At 66.0% G+C, this 16,124-nt stretch carries 15 protein-coding genes; 4 read left to right on the top strand and 11 right to left on the bottom strand.

What is annotated here, in order from left to right; genetic code table 11:
• Positions 1-10 precede the first annotated feature (10 nt).
• The 4 genes from fusA to RCP38_RS03230 all read right to left on the bottom strand — a co-directional run bounded on the left by fusA (position 11) and on the right by RCP38_RS03230 (position 3,939).
• Complete coding sequence (fusA, locus tag RCP38_RS03245) at positions 11-2,113, bottom strand: elongation factor G (RefSeq protein ID WP_308475586.1); 2,103 nt, start codon at positions 2,111-2,113, stop codon at positions 11-13.
• A gap of 75 nt (positions 2,114-2,188) precedes the next feature.
• Positions 2,189-2,659: a 30S ribosomal protein S7 gene (gene rpsG, locus RCP38_RS03240; RefSeq protein WP_064997884.1), complete on the bottom strand. Its 471-nt coding sequence runs from the start codon at positions 2,657-2,659 to the stop codon at positions 2,189-2,191.
• Entirely contained in the window at positions 2,659-3,033 is a 375-nt protein-coding gene (rpsL, locus tag RCP38_RS03235) for a 30S ribosomal protein S12 (protein WP_007767794.1), read from the bottom strand. The genes rpsG and rpsL overlap by 1 nt, the downstream gene beginning before the upstream one ends.
• Before the next feature lie 276 nt (positions 3,034-3,309).
• Positions 3,310-3,939 (bottom strand): TetR/AcrR family transcriptional regulator, encoded by a 630-nt coding sequence (locus tag RCP38_RS03230; protein ID WP_308475585.1) that lies wholly within the window; start codon positions 3,937-3,939, stop codon positions 3,310-3,312.
• 145 nt (positions 3,940-4,084) lie between these two features.
• On the opposite strand from RCP38_RS03230, the gene RCP38_RS03225 reads away from it, so the two are divergent.
• Complete coding sequence (locus RCP38_RS03225; protein ID WP_308475584.1) at positions 4,085-4,450, top strand: DUF3060 domain-containing protein; 366 nt, start codon at positions 4,085-4,087, stop codon at positions 4,448-4,450.
• Positions 4,447-4,857 (top strand): DUF3060 domain-containing protein, encoded by a 411-nt coding sequence (locus RCP38_RS03220; RefSeq protein ID WP_308475583.1) that lies wholly within the window; start codon positions 4,447-4,449, stop codon positions 4,855-4,857. The genes RCP38_RS03225 and RCP38_RS03220 overlap by 4 nt, the downstream gene beginning before the upstream one ends.
• A gap of 33 nt (positions 4,858-4,890) precedes the next feature.
• Here the strand turns inward: RCP38_RS03220 and RCP38_RS03215 are convergent, their stop codons facing one another.
• The 7 genes from RCP38_RS03215 to RCP38_RS03185 form a co-directional block, all read right to left on the bottom strand.
• Positions 4,891-5,655: a crotonase/enoyl-CoA hydratase family protein gene (locus RCP38_RS03215; RefSeq protein ID WP_308475582.1), complete on the bottom strand. Its 765-nt coding sequence runs from the start codon at positions 5,653-5,655 to the stop codon at positions 4,891-4,893.
• On the bottom strand, positions 5,652-6,365 hold the full coding sequence (locus RCP38_RS03210; protein ID WP_308475581.1) for a PaaX family transcriptional regulator C-terminal domain-containing protein: 714 nt from the start codon (positions 6,363-6,365) through the stop codon (positions 5,652-5,654). Before RCP38_RS03210 ends, RCP38_RS03215 begins: the two co-directional genes overlap by 4 nt.
• Positions 6,366-6,397: 32 nt before the next feature.
• Positions 6,398-7,333: a crotonase/enoyl-CoA hydratase family protein gene (locus tag RCP38_RS03205; protein WP_308475580.1), complete on the bottom strand. Its 936-nt coding sequence runs from the start codon at positions 7,331-7,333 to the stop codon at positions 6,398-6,400.
• 41 nt (positions 7,334-7,374) lie between these two features.
• On the bottom strand, positions 7,375-9,015 hold the full coding sequence (locus RCP38_RS03200) for an acyl-CoA dehydrogenase family protein (protein ID WP_308475579.1): 1,641 nt from the start codon (positions 9,013-9,015) through the stop codon (positions 7,375-7,377).
• Between the two features lie 399 nt (positions 9,016-9,414).
• Positions 9,415-10,173: a deoxyribonuclease IV gene (locus tag RCP38_RS03195; RefSeq protein WP_308475578.1), complete on the bottom strand. Its 759-nt coding sequence runs from the start codon at positions 10,171-10,173 to the stop codon at positions 9,415-9,417.
• Positions 10,174-10,212: 39 nt separating this feature from the next.
• Positions 10,213-11,964 (bottom strand): molybdopterin-dependent oxidoreductase, encoded by a 1,752-nt coding sequence (locus RCP38_RS03190; protein WP_308475577.1) that lies wholly within the window; start codon positions 11,962-11,964, stop codon positions 10,213-10,215.
• A 2-nt stretch (positions 11,965-11,966) separates the two neighbouring features.
• Positions 11,967-13,271 carry an NAD(P)/FAD-dependent oxidoreductase gene (locus tag RCP38_RS03185; RefSeq protein ID WP_308475576.1) on the bottom strand — a complete coding sequence of 435 codons (1,305 nt, stop codon included), beginning with the start codon at positions 13,269-13,271 and terminating at the stop codon, positions 11,967-11,969.
• Between the two features lie 86 nt (positions 13,272-13,357).
• Between RCP38_RS03185 and RCP38_RS03180 the strand changes: the two genes are divergently transcribed.
• Positions 13,358-14,215: a 3-hydroxyacyl-CoA dehydrogenase gene (locus RCP38_RS03180; RefSeq protein WP_308475575.1), complete on the top strand. Its 858-nt coding sequence runs from the start codon at positions 13,358-13,360 to the stop codon at positions 14,213-14,215.
• A gap of 50 nt (positions 14,216-14,265) precedes the next feature.
• Positions 14,266-16,044: an oleate hydratase gene (locus tag RCP38_RS03175; RefSeq protein WP_308475574.1), complete on the top strand. Its 1,779-nt coding sequence runs from the start codon at positions 14,266-14,268 to the stop codon at positions 16,042-16,044.
• Positions 16,045-16,124 lie beyond the last annotated feature (80 nt).

Here is a 16,124-nt window from a genome sequence, read left to right as displayed (position 1 = left end):
GCGAAGCTACTTACTCGCCCGTTGCCTTCGCGATAATCTCCTTCGCCACCTGCGCCGGCACTTCGGCGTAGGAGTCGAACACCATGGAGTAGTTCGCCCGGCCCTGGGTCTTCGACCGCAGGTCTCCGACGTAGCCGAACATCTCCGACAGCGGCACCTGCGCCTTGACGACACGCGCACCGCTGCGCTCCTCCATGGCCTGGATCTGACCACGGCGGGAGTTCAGGTCGCCGATCACGTCGCCCATGTAGTCCTCGGGCGTGGTGACCTCGACGGCCATGATCGGTTCCAGGATCACCGGCTGAGCGGCCGCGGCGGCCTTCTTCAGCGCCTGCGATCCGGCAACCTTGAACGCCATCTCGGAGGAGTCGACGTCGTGGTACTGACCATCGGTCAGGGTGACCTTGATATTGACCAGCGGGTAGCCGGCCAGCACGCCGTACTGCATGGCGTCCTGGGCGCCGGCGTCGACCGCGGGGATGTACTCGCGGGGGACGCGGCCACCGGTGACCTTGTTCTCGAACTCGTAGGTCGCTCCGTCTTCACCGGTGAACGGCTCGACGTCGATGAGGACCTTGGCGAACTGGCCCGAGCCACCCGTCTGCTTCTTGTGGGTGTACTCGACCTTCTCGACCTTCTTGCGGATGGTCTCCTTGTAGGCCACCTGCGGCTTGCCGACGTTGGCCTCGACCTTGAACTCGCGGCGCATGCGGTCCACCAGGATGTCCAGGTGCAGCTCGCCCATGCCGCCGATCACGGTCTGGCCGGTCTCCTGGTCGAGGTGAACCTTGAAGGTCGGGTCCTCTTCGGCCAGCTTCTGGATGGCCAGGCCCAGCTTCTCCTGGTCGCTCTTGGTCTTGGGCTCGATGGCCACCTCGATGACCGGCGCCGGGAACGTCATCGACTCCAGCACGATCTGCTTGTTCGGGTCGCAGAGCGTGTCACCGGTGGTGGTGTCCTTCAGGCCGATCACCGCATAGATGTGGCCGGCGGAGACCGTGTCGACCGGGTTCTCCTTGTTGGAGTGCATCTGGAACAGCTTGCCCAGCCGCTCCTTCTTGCCCTTGGTCGAGTTGACCACCTGCGCACCGGAGTCGACCTTGCCCGAGTACACCCGGACGTAGGTCAGCTTGCCGAAGAACGGGTGCACCGCGATCTTGAACGCCAGCGCCGAGAACGGCTCGTCGATGCTGGGCTTGCGGCTGATGATCTCGTCTTCCTTGCCGGGCACGTGGCCCTGCACGGACTCGACGTCCAGCGGCGACGGCAGGTAGTCGATCACCGCGTCCAGCATCGGCTGGACACCCTTGTTCTTGAACGCGCTGCCGCACAGCACCGGGTACAGCTCGGAGGTGACCGTCAGCTTGCGGATGCCGCCCTTGATCTCCTCGACCGAGAGCTCCTCACCGCCGAGGTACTTCTCCAGCAGTGCCTCGTCGGTCTCGGCGACGGTCTCCAGCAGCGCGGTCCGGTATTCGGCGGCCTTGTCGGCCAGGTCGGCCGGGATCTCGATGGTCTCGTAGGACTCACCGAGCTTGGTGTCGCCGCGCCACACCTTGGCGTTCATCTCGACCAGGTCGACGATGCCCTCGAAGTCGTTCTCGGCACCGATCGGCAGCTGGATCACCAGCGGACGCGCACCGAGACGCTCCTCGATGGTGCGCACGGTGAAGTAGAAGTCCGCACCGAGCTTGTCCATCTTGTTGACGAAGCAGATCCGGGGCACGTCGTACTTGTCGGCCTGCCGCCACACCTGCTCGGACTGCGGCTCCACGCCCTCTTTGCCGTCGAAGACGGCGACCGCACCGTCGAGCACCCGCAGCGAGCGCTCCACCTCGACGGTGAAGTCGACGTGACCCGGGGTGTCGATGATGTTGATCTGGTTCTGGTTCCAGAAACAGGTCACCGCGGCGGAGGTGATGGTGATGCCGCGCTCCTGCTCCTGCTCCATCCAGTCGGTGGTGGACGCACCGTCGTGCGTCTCACCGAGCTTGTAGTTGACGCCGGTGTAGAACAGGATGCGCTCGGTCGTCGTGGTCTTACCGGCATCGATGTGCGCCATGATGCCGATGTTGCGGACCTTGTTCAGGTCGGTTAGCACATCCTGTGCCACAGCAGTCTTCCCACTCTTAGTCGTTACTTCAATTGCTGGTTGTCGCTGGGTACCCGGCAGATTCGCCGGGCGGGATCACCAGCGGTAGTGCGCGAACGCCCGGTTGGCCTCGGCCATCTTGTGGGTGTCTTCGCGCCGCTTCACGGCGGCACCCAGACCGTTGCTGGCGTCCAGGATCTCGTTGGCCAGGCGCTCGATCATGGTCTTCTCCCGGCGGGCCCGCGAGAAGCTCACGAGCCAGCGCAGCGCCAGCGTGGTGGAGCGCTCGGCGCGCACCTCGACCGGCACCTGGTAGGTGGCACCACCGACGCGGCGGCTGCGGACCTCGAGGGCCGGCTTGACGTTGTCCATGGCGCGCTTGAGCGTCACGACGGGGTCGGTGCCGGTCTTCTCGCGGGCCTGCTCCAGGGCGCCGTAGACGATGCGCTCGGCCAGCGACTTCTTACCGTCCAGCAGCACCTTGTTGACCAGCTGGGTGACCAGCTGCGATCCGTAGACCGGGTCGTTGACCAGCGGACGCTTGGGTGCGGGGCCCTTGCGCGGCATTAGCTCTTCTCCTTCTTGGCGCCGTAGCGGCTGCGGGCCTGCTTGCGGTTCTTGACTCCCTGGGTGTCCAGCGAGCCGCGGATGATCTTGTAGCGCACACCGGGCAGGTCCTTCACACGGCCGCCACGCACCAGCACCATCGAGTGCTCCTGCAGGTTGTGACCCTCACCCGGGATGTAGGCGGTCACCTCCACCTGGCTGGTCAGCTTGACGCGGGCCACCTTGCGAAGCGCCGAGTTCGGCTTCTTCGGAGTGGTGGTGTACACGCGGGTGCACACGCCCCGACGCTGCGGGCTGCCCTTGAGGGCCGCGGTCTTAACCTTGGCGACCTTGTCGCGGCGACCCTTGCGGACCAGCTGCTGAATGGTTGGCATCTACCGGCTTCCTGTATCGCTGTTCAAAACTCTCGTAAAACCTGCTCTGCGCCCCACCGCTTACCCCGCGGTCGGGCGTGTCGCATGCACCGCTTCGGATTTCTCCGCTGCATAATGGACACGCGAATTAGGCCAGGCGCGCGCGTTATGTCACCAAACGCGCCTCGGTGGCCAGGCACGAGCTACCACAATACCCGCCCGGACTCCGGCAGGTCAAAGCGCGACGACGCGGCCACTTCCACGCCCGTCATCACCCCGCGCATCGCCGCCGAGCGACTACCCGGTGCGACTGTCCATCGCCGACGCCAGCCTGCGCACCATGTCGCTGAATACCGAGTCGGTATCCACGTCGTCCATCACACCGGTCATCTCCAGCAGGACGAATCCGTGCATGGCCGCCCAGAACTCCAGGGCCGCGTGAAACGCCCGCTCACCTTCGAGTCCGTAGGACCCCAGGACCTCCATGACCGGTGCGGCGGCGCGGGTCGCCGCCGCGGTGTACTCCGGATCGTCGCCACCCAGCGGCATCCGGGTGAACGCCGAATAGCGACCCGGATGGTGGTGGGCATAACTGCGGTAGGCGCCGGCCATGGCCAACACGGCGTCGTCGCGTTCGCGCCCCTGGCCGACTTGGGTGAGCATCTCCAGGATGTCCTCGATCACCCGCATCCGCATGGCGCGACGCAGATCGCTGAGGCTGTGCACGTGGTTGTACAGCGACGGCCCCTTGGTGCCCAGTTGAGTGGCCAACGCGTTGATGGTCAGGGCGTCCCAGCCCTCGCGATCCAGGAAGTTCAGTGCGGCGTTGACGATTCCGTCGCGGCTCAGCTTGACCTGGCGCGCACCGGATCTGCCGTTGGCGCGCGAGCGACCGCCCGCGGCAGGCGGGTCTGGTCGAGCTGACATGGCTTACGCCTTCCTCAAGTGGTTCGGGCCGGATCGTGAGGTCAGCAAAGAACTCTAATCGACCGATTAGTGGGGGAACCCGGGTACGCGCCAGCGGGCGCGACGTAAGCTTTGCCGAAATCACGTCCGCGAGAGGGGCCCGCAGATGAAATGGACCGCGTTGGCTGCCGTGCTGGTGGGCTTTGCCGCCGGTTCACTGGGGAGCGCCGCGAGCGCGGGGGCCGTTCCCGGTGACATCCACATCTACGGGGTCCACGAGACGCACACGCTGGACTGCGACGGCGGGACGCTGTTCATCAACGGGGTGAACCTGACCGTGCACGCGATGGGCACCTGCTGGGCGGTGACCACCCAGGGTTCGCAGAACACCGTGATCGCCGAGACCATCCTCAACGACGTCACCGTCTACGGCAACGACACCACCGTCTACTACCACAACGGTGACCCGTTGCTGTTCGACCGCGGGCGCGAGCTGGGGATGACCAACCGGCTCCAACGCGTACCGGCGTGAGCCGCGGTCACCGCCTGAGCCTCCGCTCGTTCTCGGCCGCCGGCCTGGCATTGCTGGCGATCGTCGCCGTCGGCTGCCAATCGGAGGCACCGCACCGATCTGCGCGGCTGTCGAAGAACTACGACGGGCGATTCGCCAACACCATCAGCTACGAATCGTTCGGCACCACCGCCGCGGTGGACTGCGCCGACGGCAAGTCGCTGGATGTGGCCGGCTCGAACAACACGTTGACGGTGCGGGGCCGCTGCGAGGCGGTGAGCGTGATGGGCGCCGATAACCGGATCACCGTGGACCACATCGCCAAGAAGTTGACCCTCACCGGTTTTCACAACTCGGTCACCTACCGTGGCGGTGACCCGACGGTCGACGATCGCGGGTCGAGCAACACCGTCGTCGACAAGCGCTGAGCGCGCCGGTCCGGCGGCCCCGGGCGTTACCGCTCAGGCTTTGGCACCGTGTCGGCCGGCCCCGGCGGAGAATCGGCGGGCACCGCTCAACGCCTCGTGCGACACCTGTTCGATGCTCTTGAATTCCTGGTCCATCGCCTGCGATTCGCTCATCCCCCATTGCCGCAGGGCCGACAGCCGGTCGGCGCGCAGACAGCCCTGGGGCAGTTCGGCGAGCTCACCGGCCAGTTGCTCGGCCGCCGCGCGGGCCTGCCCGGTGGGCACCACCCGGTTGGCCAGCCCGATCGCCTGCGCCTCGGCGGCATCCACCGGCCGACCGGTGAGGATCATGTCCATGGCGCGGCTCTGGCCGATCAGCCGGGGCAATCGCACCGTGCCGCCGTCGATGAGCGGCACGCCCCAGCGCCGGCAGAACACGCCGAACACCGCATCGGACTCGACCACCCGCATGTCGCACCAGAGCGCCAACTCCAGTCCGCCGGCCACCGCGTACCCGCTCACCGCGGCGATCACGGGCTTGGACAACATCATTCGCGTCGGCCCCATCGGCCCCGGCCCGCTGCGGTGCGTCTGATTGGCATTCGGCGTACCGAGCGCTTTGAGATCTGCTCCCGCGCAGAAGGTTCCGTGATCTCCCCACAGCACCGCCACCGATGCCGAATCGTCGCGGTCGAATTCATCGAAGGCGCGGTACAGTGCGGCGGCGGTGGGGCCGTCGACGGCGTTGCGGGCGTGCGGGCGGTCCAGGATCACCGTGGTGACCGGACCGCTGCGCTCCACCCGTACCGCGTCGGTCACGTCGCCACCAGCGGCCGGGCCGAATCGCGACGCGAGGTCAGTTCGTCGGCGAATTCCCCGTACCGGCGGCGGATCTGGGAACCCGGCCAGTCCGCGGGCAACAATTCGGGGGGCAGCACCGGATCGCGGCGCAGGTGGCGGACCATCGCCGCGGCGACCATGAACCGGCCCGGCACGTCCTCGGCGTCGGCCATGGCGGTGAGCAATTCGTGGCCGACCCGCGACCATTCGTCCAGATCCCACAGCTTGGCCGCCAGTTCGGCGGGCCGCTCGTCGCGCGCGGTGAGCAGGCGGGTGTGGGCGCTCAGGTCGGGGCCCAACTCGACGTCGATGTTGTCCGGGCGCATCCAGAACCCCTCACGCAGTTCGGCGAAGCGCCGCTCGGACAGGCCCGCGCGCAACGCCGCCCGGGTACGCGCATCGCAGCCGATGCTGGTGATCACCACGGCCAGCCACGCGCCACCCCAGTGCCGGGCCTGCGGGTTCAGTGCGGCATCCTGCCGGCGCTGACGTGCCAGTAGCCGCTCGGAGAGCCCGTAGCCGCTGGCCGAGCGGACCAGGTCCCCGGCGGCGACCAGCCGGGTCAACGCCACCCGCAGAGCGGTCTCCTTGATCTCGAAATCTGCGGTGAGACGGATCAATTCGGCCGCGGTGGCCGAGGCGGGGTGGGCACCCAGGAGTACCGACAACACCACGGAACGGGCTGTCATACGCACTGGTGTGGTTGGCATCGGCTGTAGTCCTAAACTCCGGAGGCCTGTCGGCCGTGGTCCCCGAACGGTTCGTCGCGGTGGCGCACCGCGTCGCGAAACCCGTGTGTCACCGCATCGGCGACGAACGCGTGCCCCTCCGGGGTGTGTCGGGCCACCCCGTCAAACACGGTACTGACCATCCGGCTGGTGGCGACACCCTGTTGCAGTAGCGCGGTGTTGAGCGCGAGTTTGGCCATGATCAGCTGGTTGACCGGCATGGCGGCGATGCGCGCCACCAGGCGTTCGGTGCGTTCGTCGAGTTCGGCCGGGTCGGGCGCCTCGATCGCCAGGCCCCATTCGGCGGCCTGGGCACCGGTGATGCAGTCCCCGGTGAGCAGCAGTCGCTTGGCGCGCTGGTCGCCGAGCCGGTGCGCCCACAGCCCGGCCGCCGGGATACCCCACACCCGGGTCGGCGGGTAGCCGATCTTGGCATCCGAGGCGGCGATCACCTGGTCGGCGTGCAAGGCGATGTCGGTACCGCCGGCCACGCAGTAGCCGTGGATCTTGACCACCGTCGGTTTGTCGGCGTGCATCAGCGAGGCGAAGCCGCGCACGAAGCGGCTCATCATCTGATAGTCGATCATCGGGTCCCACGGCTGGTCGGGGCGGTGGTTGGCGGCCTGGGTGTTGCCGTCGAGCACGCTGCCGCGGTAGTTCTCTGCGCCCGCGGACGACGAGCCTTCGGCGTATGCGCCCAGGTCGAAGCCGGCGCAGAATCCGGCGCCCCGGCCGGACACCAGGATCACGTGCACGTTCGGGTCCAGATCGGCCCGCTCCACCAGCGCCGACAGCTCCAGGGGCGTGTCGGCGGTGATCGCGTTGCCGTGCTCGGGGCGGTTGAAGGTGATTCGGGCGACCCGGTCGGCGACCTCGTAGGTCATCGTCCGGAGATTGTCGAATTCAACCGGGGCGATGTGGTGTCGCAACGTCTCCCCTACCTTTCGGTCGGCTCCGATAGGCCCGCGGCTCAGCCCTTGACCAGGGCCCGTTCGATGATCGGCCCGAGATCCAGTCCGGCGGGCATGGTGCCGAACGCGCCGCCCCAGCGGCCGCCGAACCGGGTCGCCAGGAACGCCTCGGCGACGGCCGGGTGACCGTGGCGCACCAGCAGGGCGCCCTGCAGCGCCAGGCAGATGTCCTCGGCGATCTTGCGGGCCAGGTAGGGCGCGCCGGCGGCGTCGTCGCCGAGGCCGGCGAGTTGACTCTTCAACGAGGTGACGTGCTGCTCGAGCCGGCGGTCCTGACCGGCCGGGCCGGCCAGCTCGTCGAAGAGCACGGCCACCGAGGCGGGCTGGGTAGCCAGGGCACGCAACGTGTCCAGGGCGCTGACGTTGCCCGAGCCTTCCCAGATGCCCATCAGCGGAGCTTCGCGGTACAGCCGCGGCATCAGGGTGTCCTCGATGTAGCCGTTGCCGCCCAGGCATTCCATCGCCTCGGCCGCGTGTGGGGTCGCCCGCTTGCACACCCAGTACTTGGTGGCGGCCAGGCCGATCCGGCGCAGTAGTCCCTCGCGTTCGTCGCCGCGGACGGCCTTGTCGGTGGCACCGGCCATCCGCATCGTGACCATGGTGGCCGCTTCGGCCTCCACCGCCAGGTCCGCCAGCACGTTGCGCATCAACGGCTGGTCGATCAGGTAGGCGCCGAACGCCTTTCGATGCTGGGCGTGATAGGTGGCGCGGGCTAGGCCCATCCGCATACTGGTGGCGCTACCCAGTGCGCAGTCCAGCCGGGTCAGGTTGACCATCTCGATGATCACCGAGACGCCGCGGCCCTCCTCGCCGACCAGCCATGCCGTCGCGCCGTCGTATTCGACTTCACTGGAGGCGTTGGCGTGGTTGCCGAGCTTGTCCTTGAGACGCTGCAACCGCATCCGGTTGCGGGTGCCGTCCGGCAGCACCCGAGGCAGGAAGAAGCAACTCAGGCCGCCGGGCGCCTGCGCCAGCACCAGGAACACGTCGCTCATCGGCGCGGAGGTGAACCATTTGTGCCCGGTCAGGGTGTAGCTGCCGTCGGCGTTGCGCACCGCCTGGGTGGTGCCGGCGCGCACGTCGGAGCCGCCCTGCTTCTCGGTCATCGACATGCCCGCGGTGATGCCGGCCTTGGCGGTCGGCACGTTGAGCACCGGGTCGTAGACTCGGCTGGTGAGCAGCGGCTCGTAGGTCTCGGCGAGTTCGTCGTTGTAGCGCAGTGCGGGCACGACGGCGTAGGTCATGGAGATCGGGCAGACGTGTCCCGGTTCGGCGGTCCACACCCCGGTGCCGGCGGCGCGCACCACGTGCGCGCCGGGTCGGGGATCGGCCCACGGCGCGGCGTGTAGGCCGTGGGCGATCGCGGCACGCATCAGCTCGTGGTAGGACGGGTCGTACTCGACTTCGTCGATCCGGTTGCCGACGACGTCGTGGGTATGCAGGACCGGCCGGTTCCGATTGGCCAGATCGCCCCAGCGTTGCACCTGTGGCGAACCGGAGAGCGCACCGAGGTCGGTGACCTCGTCGACGCCCCATTCGCCGCCTTCACGAACGAGGGCCTCCATGAGCACCGGCGACGACGCGGGGTTATAGCCTTCCAGGGGAAGTACCTGATTGGTGACGATGTGCGTGTCGGCCATAATCCGACTATTACAGATCATCCACGTATGCACAATGCGTGTAACCGAGGTGTGTCCGGACAGTCAGAAACGGCGGTTACGGCCCGGGGTCGGGAGGTTCCGGGTCGTAACCGCCGTCGTCTGTTCGGCGCCGGCCTAAAGGCTGCTCACTCCCGCCGGGCCACGACGGTTTCGTTCAGAATTGTCGCCCCTCCGACCCCTGAACGTGTGGGCGGCCTCCGCGGTCGCGGCGCCTGAACAAATAGTGCCACAGAACCAACCGATTGTCACCCATTAACTCCAAAAACAGACATAACGAATGTTTCAGGGTCGGTGGCGCGGACACCGGTAGCAGAATCGACGGCCCAGGTCGTTAACTCGGAACGGCTTCACCGCGATGCCGGACGACGGTCGTCTCGGTCAGCCCACCCGCTCCTTCAGGAACGCGATGTCGTCTTTGCGCCCCTCCTCGGAGGTCTCGCAGATCACCGGTGCACCGGCCGCCTTGACCACGGCGACCAGCAGGTCGGGGTCGATCTGTCCGGTGCCGAAGTTGGCGTGACGGTCCCGCCCCGAGCCCGGGGCGTCCTTGGAGTCGTTGCAGTGCACCAGATCGATGCGCCCGGTGATCGCCTTGATCCGCTCGACGGCGTCGGGCAGGGACTCGCCGGCCGCCCAGGTGTGGCAGGTGTCCAGGCAGAACCCGACGCCGGTGTCGCCGATGTGGTCCCACAATCGGGCGATGGTGTCGAAGTGCCGGGCCATCGCGTGGGAGCCGCCGGCGGTGTTCTCCAGATACACCGGCACCGTCGTCTCCAGTCGGTCCAGCGCCTTGCGCCACCGCACGAAGCCCGCCTGCGGGTCGTCGTCATCGGCGGTGACGTGTCCGCCGTGCACGATCACCGCCACCGCGCCGATATCGGCGGCGGCGTCGCAGGTCTGCTGCAGGTTGGTGCGCGACGGGATACGCACCTTGTTGTTGGGCGAGGCGACGTTGATCAGGTACGGCGCGTGGACGTAGATCGGCAGTGTCGCCGCCCGCAGCACTGCGGCGTCCTCACGCGGTTTCGGCGGCTTCCAGCTCTGCGGGTTGCCGAGGAATATCTGTACCGTGTCGGCACCCTCGGCTTCGGCCGCGGCCAACGGATTCTGCGGGCGCACATGGGATCCGATCAACACGGCGGCCAGCCTATCGTCCGCGCACAGCGTGGCGGACGGTCAGATCGGCATCCGATAGCCGAAGAACTCCTGATCCTCGTTGTAGCCGCCGTGGCCCTGACCTATGTGCGCGAATGTCTCCACGAACTCGATCTCGCCGACCCATTTGACCTGTTTGAAACCGAGCTCCACCTCGTTGCGCAATCGCAGTGGGGCGCCGTGGGTCTCGGTCAGCGGTTCACCGTTCATCTCGTAGGCGAGCAACGCCATCGGGTCACGCATGTGTTCGATCCGATGGCAATCGTAGTAGCGACCTTTGCCCGCCTCCGCGCCGTCGGCCAGCGAGTAGAAGACCACCCAGCGCGCCGACGGCAGCGGTCGCACGATATCGAGCAGATCCGACATCCGCACCCCACCCCATTTGGCGATGCCCGACCAGCCCTGGATGCAGTAGTGCTGGGTGATCTGCTCATGCTTGTCCATCGCGAGCAGCTCGGCAAAGCTCAGTTCGATCGGGTTCTCGACCAAACCACCGATCCGCAGGGTGTAATCGCGCCAACCACCGTCCCGCAGCCGGCGGTACTCCGGAGAGGTCGGCAACGCGCCGTTGGTCCAGAAGTACGGCGAGATGTCCTGCTCGGTGTAGGTCGCCCGGGGGTGGATCCATTCCATGAGGCCCTTGATCCACCCAACGGCGCGCCGCCCGACACGCTGCACGAGCCGCGGGTGGCGCAGGGTGAACGGCGAAGCCACCAACCACAGCATGACGATCACCGCCATGACGACGAGATAGATCACCAGCGCCCGGTTGGATTCGGTGTCGGTGCCGAACACGATGTGGTTCAGATTGCCGACGAAGCCGGTGGCATAGACCATCACGGTGTGCATCAGGATGAAGACGATCATCCAGACCAGGACCAGAAAGTGCAGCGACCGCGCGACCTGCCGGTTGGCCGGCCCGCTCGCCAATCCGAACCGCGCCGCGACCGCCGGGGCCTGCAGCATGCCGGTGATGAATGCCAGCGGAGCGAAGACGAACACCGTGAGGAAGTAGGCGATCAGCTGCAGACTGTTGTAGGCCTGGAAGCCGTCGTTGACGGGAAAATCCAGGGAAAGATACTGCACCGCGGTGGACAGCGCATGGGGGATCACGTCCCACGTCTGCGGGACGATGCGGCGCCACTGGCCGGTGGCGAACAACATGATGTAGAAGAACGCCCCGTTGAGCAGCCACAGTCCATCGAAGGTGAAGTGCCACCAGCGGGCCAAACCGATGGTGTGCCGGACACCGGGCAGTCCCACCCAGCCTGGCAGCGACACCGAATCGTCCTTGGCAGTCCACTCTTTCGTCGGATCGGTGGCGTGTAGTCGATCCGGCGGGATGGGGCCGCGCAACCGCAGCCAGGCGGTTCCCGGTGTGCTGCCGGGGTTCAGGTACAGCCGCGGATGATCCGCCAATATCTGCAGGCCGGCCCGAATGATGAACATCATGAAAACGAGGTTGAAAAGATGACTCCAGCGCAGCCAGGCCGGCAGTCCCGGTTCTATCTGCCCGCGGGGAGCCACCGTGCCCGGATAGCGCAGGATGAACTCCTGCATCCAGCCGTACTGCCGCAGATGATGCGCAATGGCAACGCCGAGGACCAGCGTCACCACGGTCAACGGCAGCAGCCACAGCGTGCTGAACCAGCGCCGTCCGATGCGCACCGACGGAACGCTGGCGGGCTGGTCGGGAATGCCGCCGGCCCAGTCACCTATCCGGATGCGTTCGCCCACGACCCATCTCCTATCACGCTGATCGCCACTCGGCATCCCTAGCGATCCGAAACCCCTTGCCCTGACTCACCGGTGCCGACCATGAAAGCCGACCGACTGTTGGTGAGGTAGTCGCGCGACCAGTTGGCAACCGCGTCGGTGCGCTGCGCCCACCTGGGCAACAGGGCGTCGTGGACGGCGAGCCAGCTCGCGAAAGCCAGTGGGCCGTCCAGTTGCTTTCGGCCCGTGCCGAGTTCGGCGACTGCCGCCCCGCGGCCGATCATCGCCATGAATCCTTTGTCGACGTAGTTGAAGGGCGTGCGAGGTTGGCCGTTGAGGTCGGCGACGATGTTCTTGCCCGCCCACTTGCCGGCCTGCATGGCAACCGCGCCGAGCTGTGGCAAGCTCTGCCCGTTTCCGTCGGGGATGTTGGCGGAGTCCCCCAGTGCATAGACACCCTCAGCGTTGGGGACGGTCAGGTCGGGGCTCACATCGAGGCGTCCGCCGCGGCCGGTAGGAAGCCCGGCGGTGCCGATGACCGACTGCGCCTTCAGTCCGCCCGCCCAGATGACGGTATCTGCCATCAGCGTTGATCCATCCGAGAGCACCACATGGTCCTCATGGATCTCGTTGACTCCCGTCTTGAGGTGGAACCGGACACCGAGCTGGTCCAGTTTCTCGTGCGCGTAGGCCTGCGACTTCGCCGAGAACGGCGCCAGCACGGTCGGTCCGAGGTCGACGAGGTGGACCGAGAACTGTTGAGCCACCTGGTCGGAAAAGTAATGCGGTACAACCCTCTTGAGCGCTTCGGCGATGGCGCCCGCAGTCTCGACGCCGGTCGGACCCCCGCCGACCACGACCACGCTGCGGGGCTCGGTGGTCGTGCCGTCGGCGAGTGCAGCGTCTCGATCGTCGAGCTCGGCAACGAGGGCGGACCCCAGCCTGGTGGCGTCATCGAGGGAGTACAGCGGGTAGCTGTATTCGGCGGCGCCCGGCGTGCCGAAGAAGTTGACTTCAGCGCCGGTGGCAAGCACCAGAATCCGGGACGAATAGGCGGTCCCGTCCGCGAGCGTCACCGAGCGATCACGTGCATTCACCGCCGTCACCTCGGCGGTGAGCACACGGACGCTCTTGTGCCGACGGAACAAGGTGCGCAACGGCGCCGCGACGTCGGTGCCCGGAAGTTGCGCCGTGGCAACTTGATACAGCAGCGGCTGGAACTGCTGATAGTTGTTCCGGTCGATCAGCAATGTCCGCACGCCTGCTTTGCCAAGGAATTTCGTGGCGGCCACGCCGGCGAATCCGCCGCCGACGACGATCACATCATAGGTAGTCGATTCGTTTGAGGTTGTTCTGGCCGACACCTAGGACCCCTTTTTGTTGTGCCGGAAAACCGTTTTCGTTGTACCGGACGGTTTGCGGACGCTCCTGTGATTGGATCATCTCTACCATGACGAACGTTAAACACCTCACAGTTCTCGGCACCGGTGTCCTCGGATCGCAGATCGCCTTCCAATCCGCCTACCACGGCAAGACCGTCACCGCCTACGACATCAACGACGATATTCTGGTCAAGGCGAAGGAACGTGCCGCGGAACTGGCGAAGACCTATCTCGCCGAAATTCCCGGCGCCACACAGGAGTCGGTCGACGCCGCGCTCGGCAGGCTGTCGTTCACCTCCGATCTGGCGGTGGCAGCGGGTGAAGCCGACCTGGTCATCGAAGCCGTTCCCGAGGTTGCCAAGATCAAGGAAGACACCTTCGCCAGGCTGAACGACGTAGCACCGTCGGCCACCATCTTCGCCACCAACTCCTCCACGTTGTTGCCCAGTCAGATCGCCCCGTCGAGCGGGCGAGAAGACCGTTTCCTGGCGATGCACTTCGCCAACCGGGTCTGGCAGTTCAACACCTGCGAGATCATGGGCACGCCGAACACCAGCAAGGAAACGTTCGACACCGCGGTGCAGACGGCCACCGAGATCGGCATGGTGCCGATTCCGATGCACAAGGAGAAGGCCGGCTACCTGCTCAACTCGATCCTGGTGCCCTGGTTGGCGGCGGCCGCAGAGCTCGCCGCCGGCGACTATGCCGACCCCCAGGCCGTCGACCAGGTGTGGAAGATCGCGACCGGTTCGCCGCTCGGGCCGTTCCAGATCTACGACATCATCGGGCTCAACACCCCGTACAACATCATGATGTCCGGCGACGCCGACCAGCAGAAGCTCGGGGCGTGGCTCAAGGAGAACTACATCGACAAGGGTCGCCTCGGTCAGTCCAGCGGCCACGGCTTCTACGACTACACGTCGTAGACAGCGCCAGCACGTCCCGAAATATCACCGAACCTCATTTAAGGGGATACATGCGTCACGATGCCGGTAACTACGAAGCATTCGCACGGCCGCGCAAACCAGCCGGGGTCGATGACAAGACCGCATGGTTCGTCGGATCGGGCCTCGCGTCACTGGCCGGGGCTGCCTTCCTGATCCGCGACGGCCAGATGGCCGGCGACAAGATCACGATCTTCGAAGAGCTCGACCTTCCGGGCGGTGCACTCGACGGCATAAAAGAGCCGAAAAAGGGCTTCGTGATCCGCGGTGGGCGCGAGATGGAGAACCACTTCGAGTGTCTCTGGGACCTGTTCCGGTCGATCCCGTCACTGGAGGTCGAGGGGGCGAGCGTCCTCGATGAGTTCTACTGGCTCAACAAAGACGACCCGAACTTCTCGCTGTGCCGCGTCACGGAAAAGCAGGGCCGGGACGCCCACACCGACGGCAAGTTCGATATGGACGACGCCTCGCAGAAAGACCTGGTCAGAGCTTTCCTTGCCACCCGCGAGGAGATGGAGAACGTCAAGATCAACGAGTTCTTCAGCAAAGAGTTCCTGGCGAGCAATTTCTGGCTGTACTGGCGCACCATGTTCGCCTTCGAAGAGTGGCACAGCGCGCTGGAGATGAAGCTGTACCTGCACCGCTTCATCCACCACATCAAAGGCCTGCCCGACCTGTCGACACTGAAGTTCACCAAGTACAACCAATACGAGTCACTGGTGCTGCCGCTCTACACCTGGCTGCTCGACCAGGGCGTGAACTTCCGATTCTCGACGACCGTCACCGACGTTGACTTCGACATCGACGGCACCCGCAAGCGGGCCACCGCCATCCACTGGGTCAGCAACGGCGAGCGGGGGTCCACCCCGCTGTCCGACGACGACCTGCTGTTCATCACGATCGGATCACTCACCGAGAACTCCGACGAGGGCGACCATCACACTCCGGCCAAGACCAACCGCGGGCCCGCCCCGGCCTGGGATCTGTGGCGCACCATCGCCGCGAAGGATCCGGCCTTCGGGCGTCCCGACGTGTTCGCCGGTGACATCGACGCCACCAAGTGGGAGTCGTGCACCGTCACCACCTTGGACGAACGCATCCCGGAGTACATCCGCAAGATCTGCAAGCGCGATCCGTTCAGCGGCAAGGTGGTAACCGGCGGCATCGTCACCGCGCGGGATTCGAGTTGGTTGATGAGTTGGACCGTCAACCGGCAACCGCACTTCAAGCAGCAGCCGAAGGAGCACATCGTCGTCTGGGTGTACGCGCTGATCTCCGATGTTCCCGGTGACTACGTCAAAAAGTCGATCTCCGAGTGCACCGGTGAGGAGATCACCCGCGAGTGGCTGTACCACATGGGCGTACCACCGAATCAGATCGACGAGCTCGCCGCCACCGGCGCCAAGGCGGTCCCGTGCATGATGCCCTACGTCACGGCGTTCTTCATGCCGCGGCAGGCCGGCGATCGTCCCGACGTGGTGCCCGCCGGTTCCGTCAACTTCGCCTTCATCGGCCAGTTCGCCGAAAGTCCCACGCGCGACTGCATCTTCACCACCGAGTACTCGGTGCGCACCCCGATGGAGGCGGTGTACACGCTGCTCGACATCGAGCGCGCCGTCCCCGAGGTGTTCGGTTCGACCTACGACGTCCGGCACCTGCTCAATGCGACATCGCGGCTGCGGGACGGCGCCGAGATCGACTTGCCCGGCCCGCACTTCCTGCGCGAACGCCTGTACAACAAGTTTCAGGACAACGAGGTCGGCAAGCTGCTCGTCGACTACCACCTGATCGGACAACCGACGAAGAAGTAGACCACAGCCACCGACAACAAGTCTCCGCCTCCCGGCGGGAGGCGGAGACGAGAAAAGCCCCGGGGCACACCCCGGGGCTT

The sequence above is a fragment of the Mycolicibacter sp. MU0083 genome (assembly GCF_963378075.1).
In the GTDB taxonomy this organism is placed as follows: domain Bacteria; phylum Actinomycetota; class Actinomycetes; order Mycobacteriales; family Mycobacteriaceae; genus Mycobacterium; species Mycobacterium kokjensenii.
Note: the sequence above shows the minus strand (reverse complement) of the source record. Positions and strands in the feature narration are given on the sequence as shown.

Excerpts from the sequence above, each read along its gene's own strand:
- RCP38_RS03225 (WP_308475584.1), top strand. The coding sequence starts at position 4,085 with ATGAAATGGACCGCGTTGGCTGCCGTGCTGGTGGGCTTTGCCGCCGGT.
- RCP38_RS03230 (WP_308475585.1), bottom strand. The coding sequence starts at position 3,939 with ATGTCAGCTCGACCAGACCCGCCTGCCGCGGGCGGTCGCTCGCGCGCC.
- RCP38_RS03210 (WP_308475581.1), bottom strand. The coding sequence starts at position 6,365 with ATGACAGCCCGTTCCGTGGTGTTGTCGGTACTCCTGGGTGCCCACCCC.
- RCP38_RS03180 (WP_308475575.1), top strand. The coding sequence starts at position 13,358 with ATGACGAACGTTAAACACCTCACAGTTCTCGGCACCGGTGTCCTCGGA.
- RCP38_RS03175 (WP_308475574.1), top strand. The coding sequence starts at position 14,266 with ATGCGTCACGATGCCGGTAACTACGAAGCATTCGCACGGCCGCGCAAA.
- RCP38_RS03190 (WP_308475577.1), bottom strand. The coding sequence starts at position 11,964 with ATGCCGAGTGGCGATCAGCGTGATAGGAGATGGGTCGTGGGCGAACGC.
- RCP38_RS03200 (WP_308475579.1), bottom strand. The coding sequence starts at position 9,015 with ATGGCCGACACGCACATCGTCACCAATCAGGTACTTCCCCTGGAAGGC.
- rpsG (WP_064997884.1), bottom strand. The coding sequence starts at position 2,659 with ATGCCGCGCAAGGGCCCCGCACCCAAGCGTCCGCTGGTCAACGACCCG.
- rpsL (WP_007767794.1), bottom strand. The coding sequence starts at position 3,033 with ATGCCAACCATTCAGCAGCTGGTCCGCAAGGGTCGCCGCGACAAGGTC.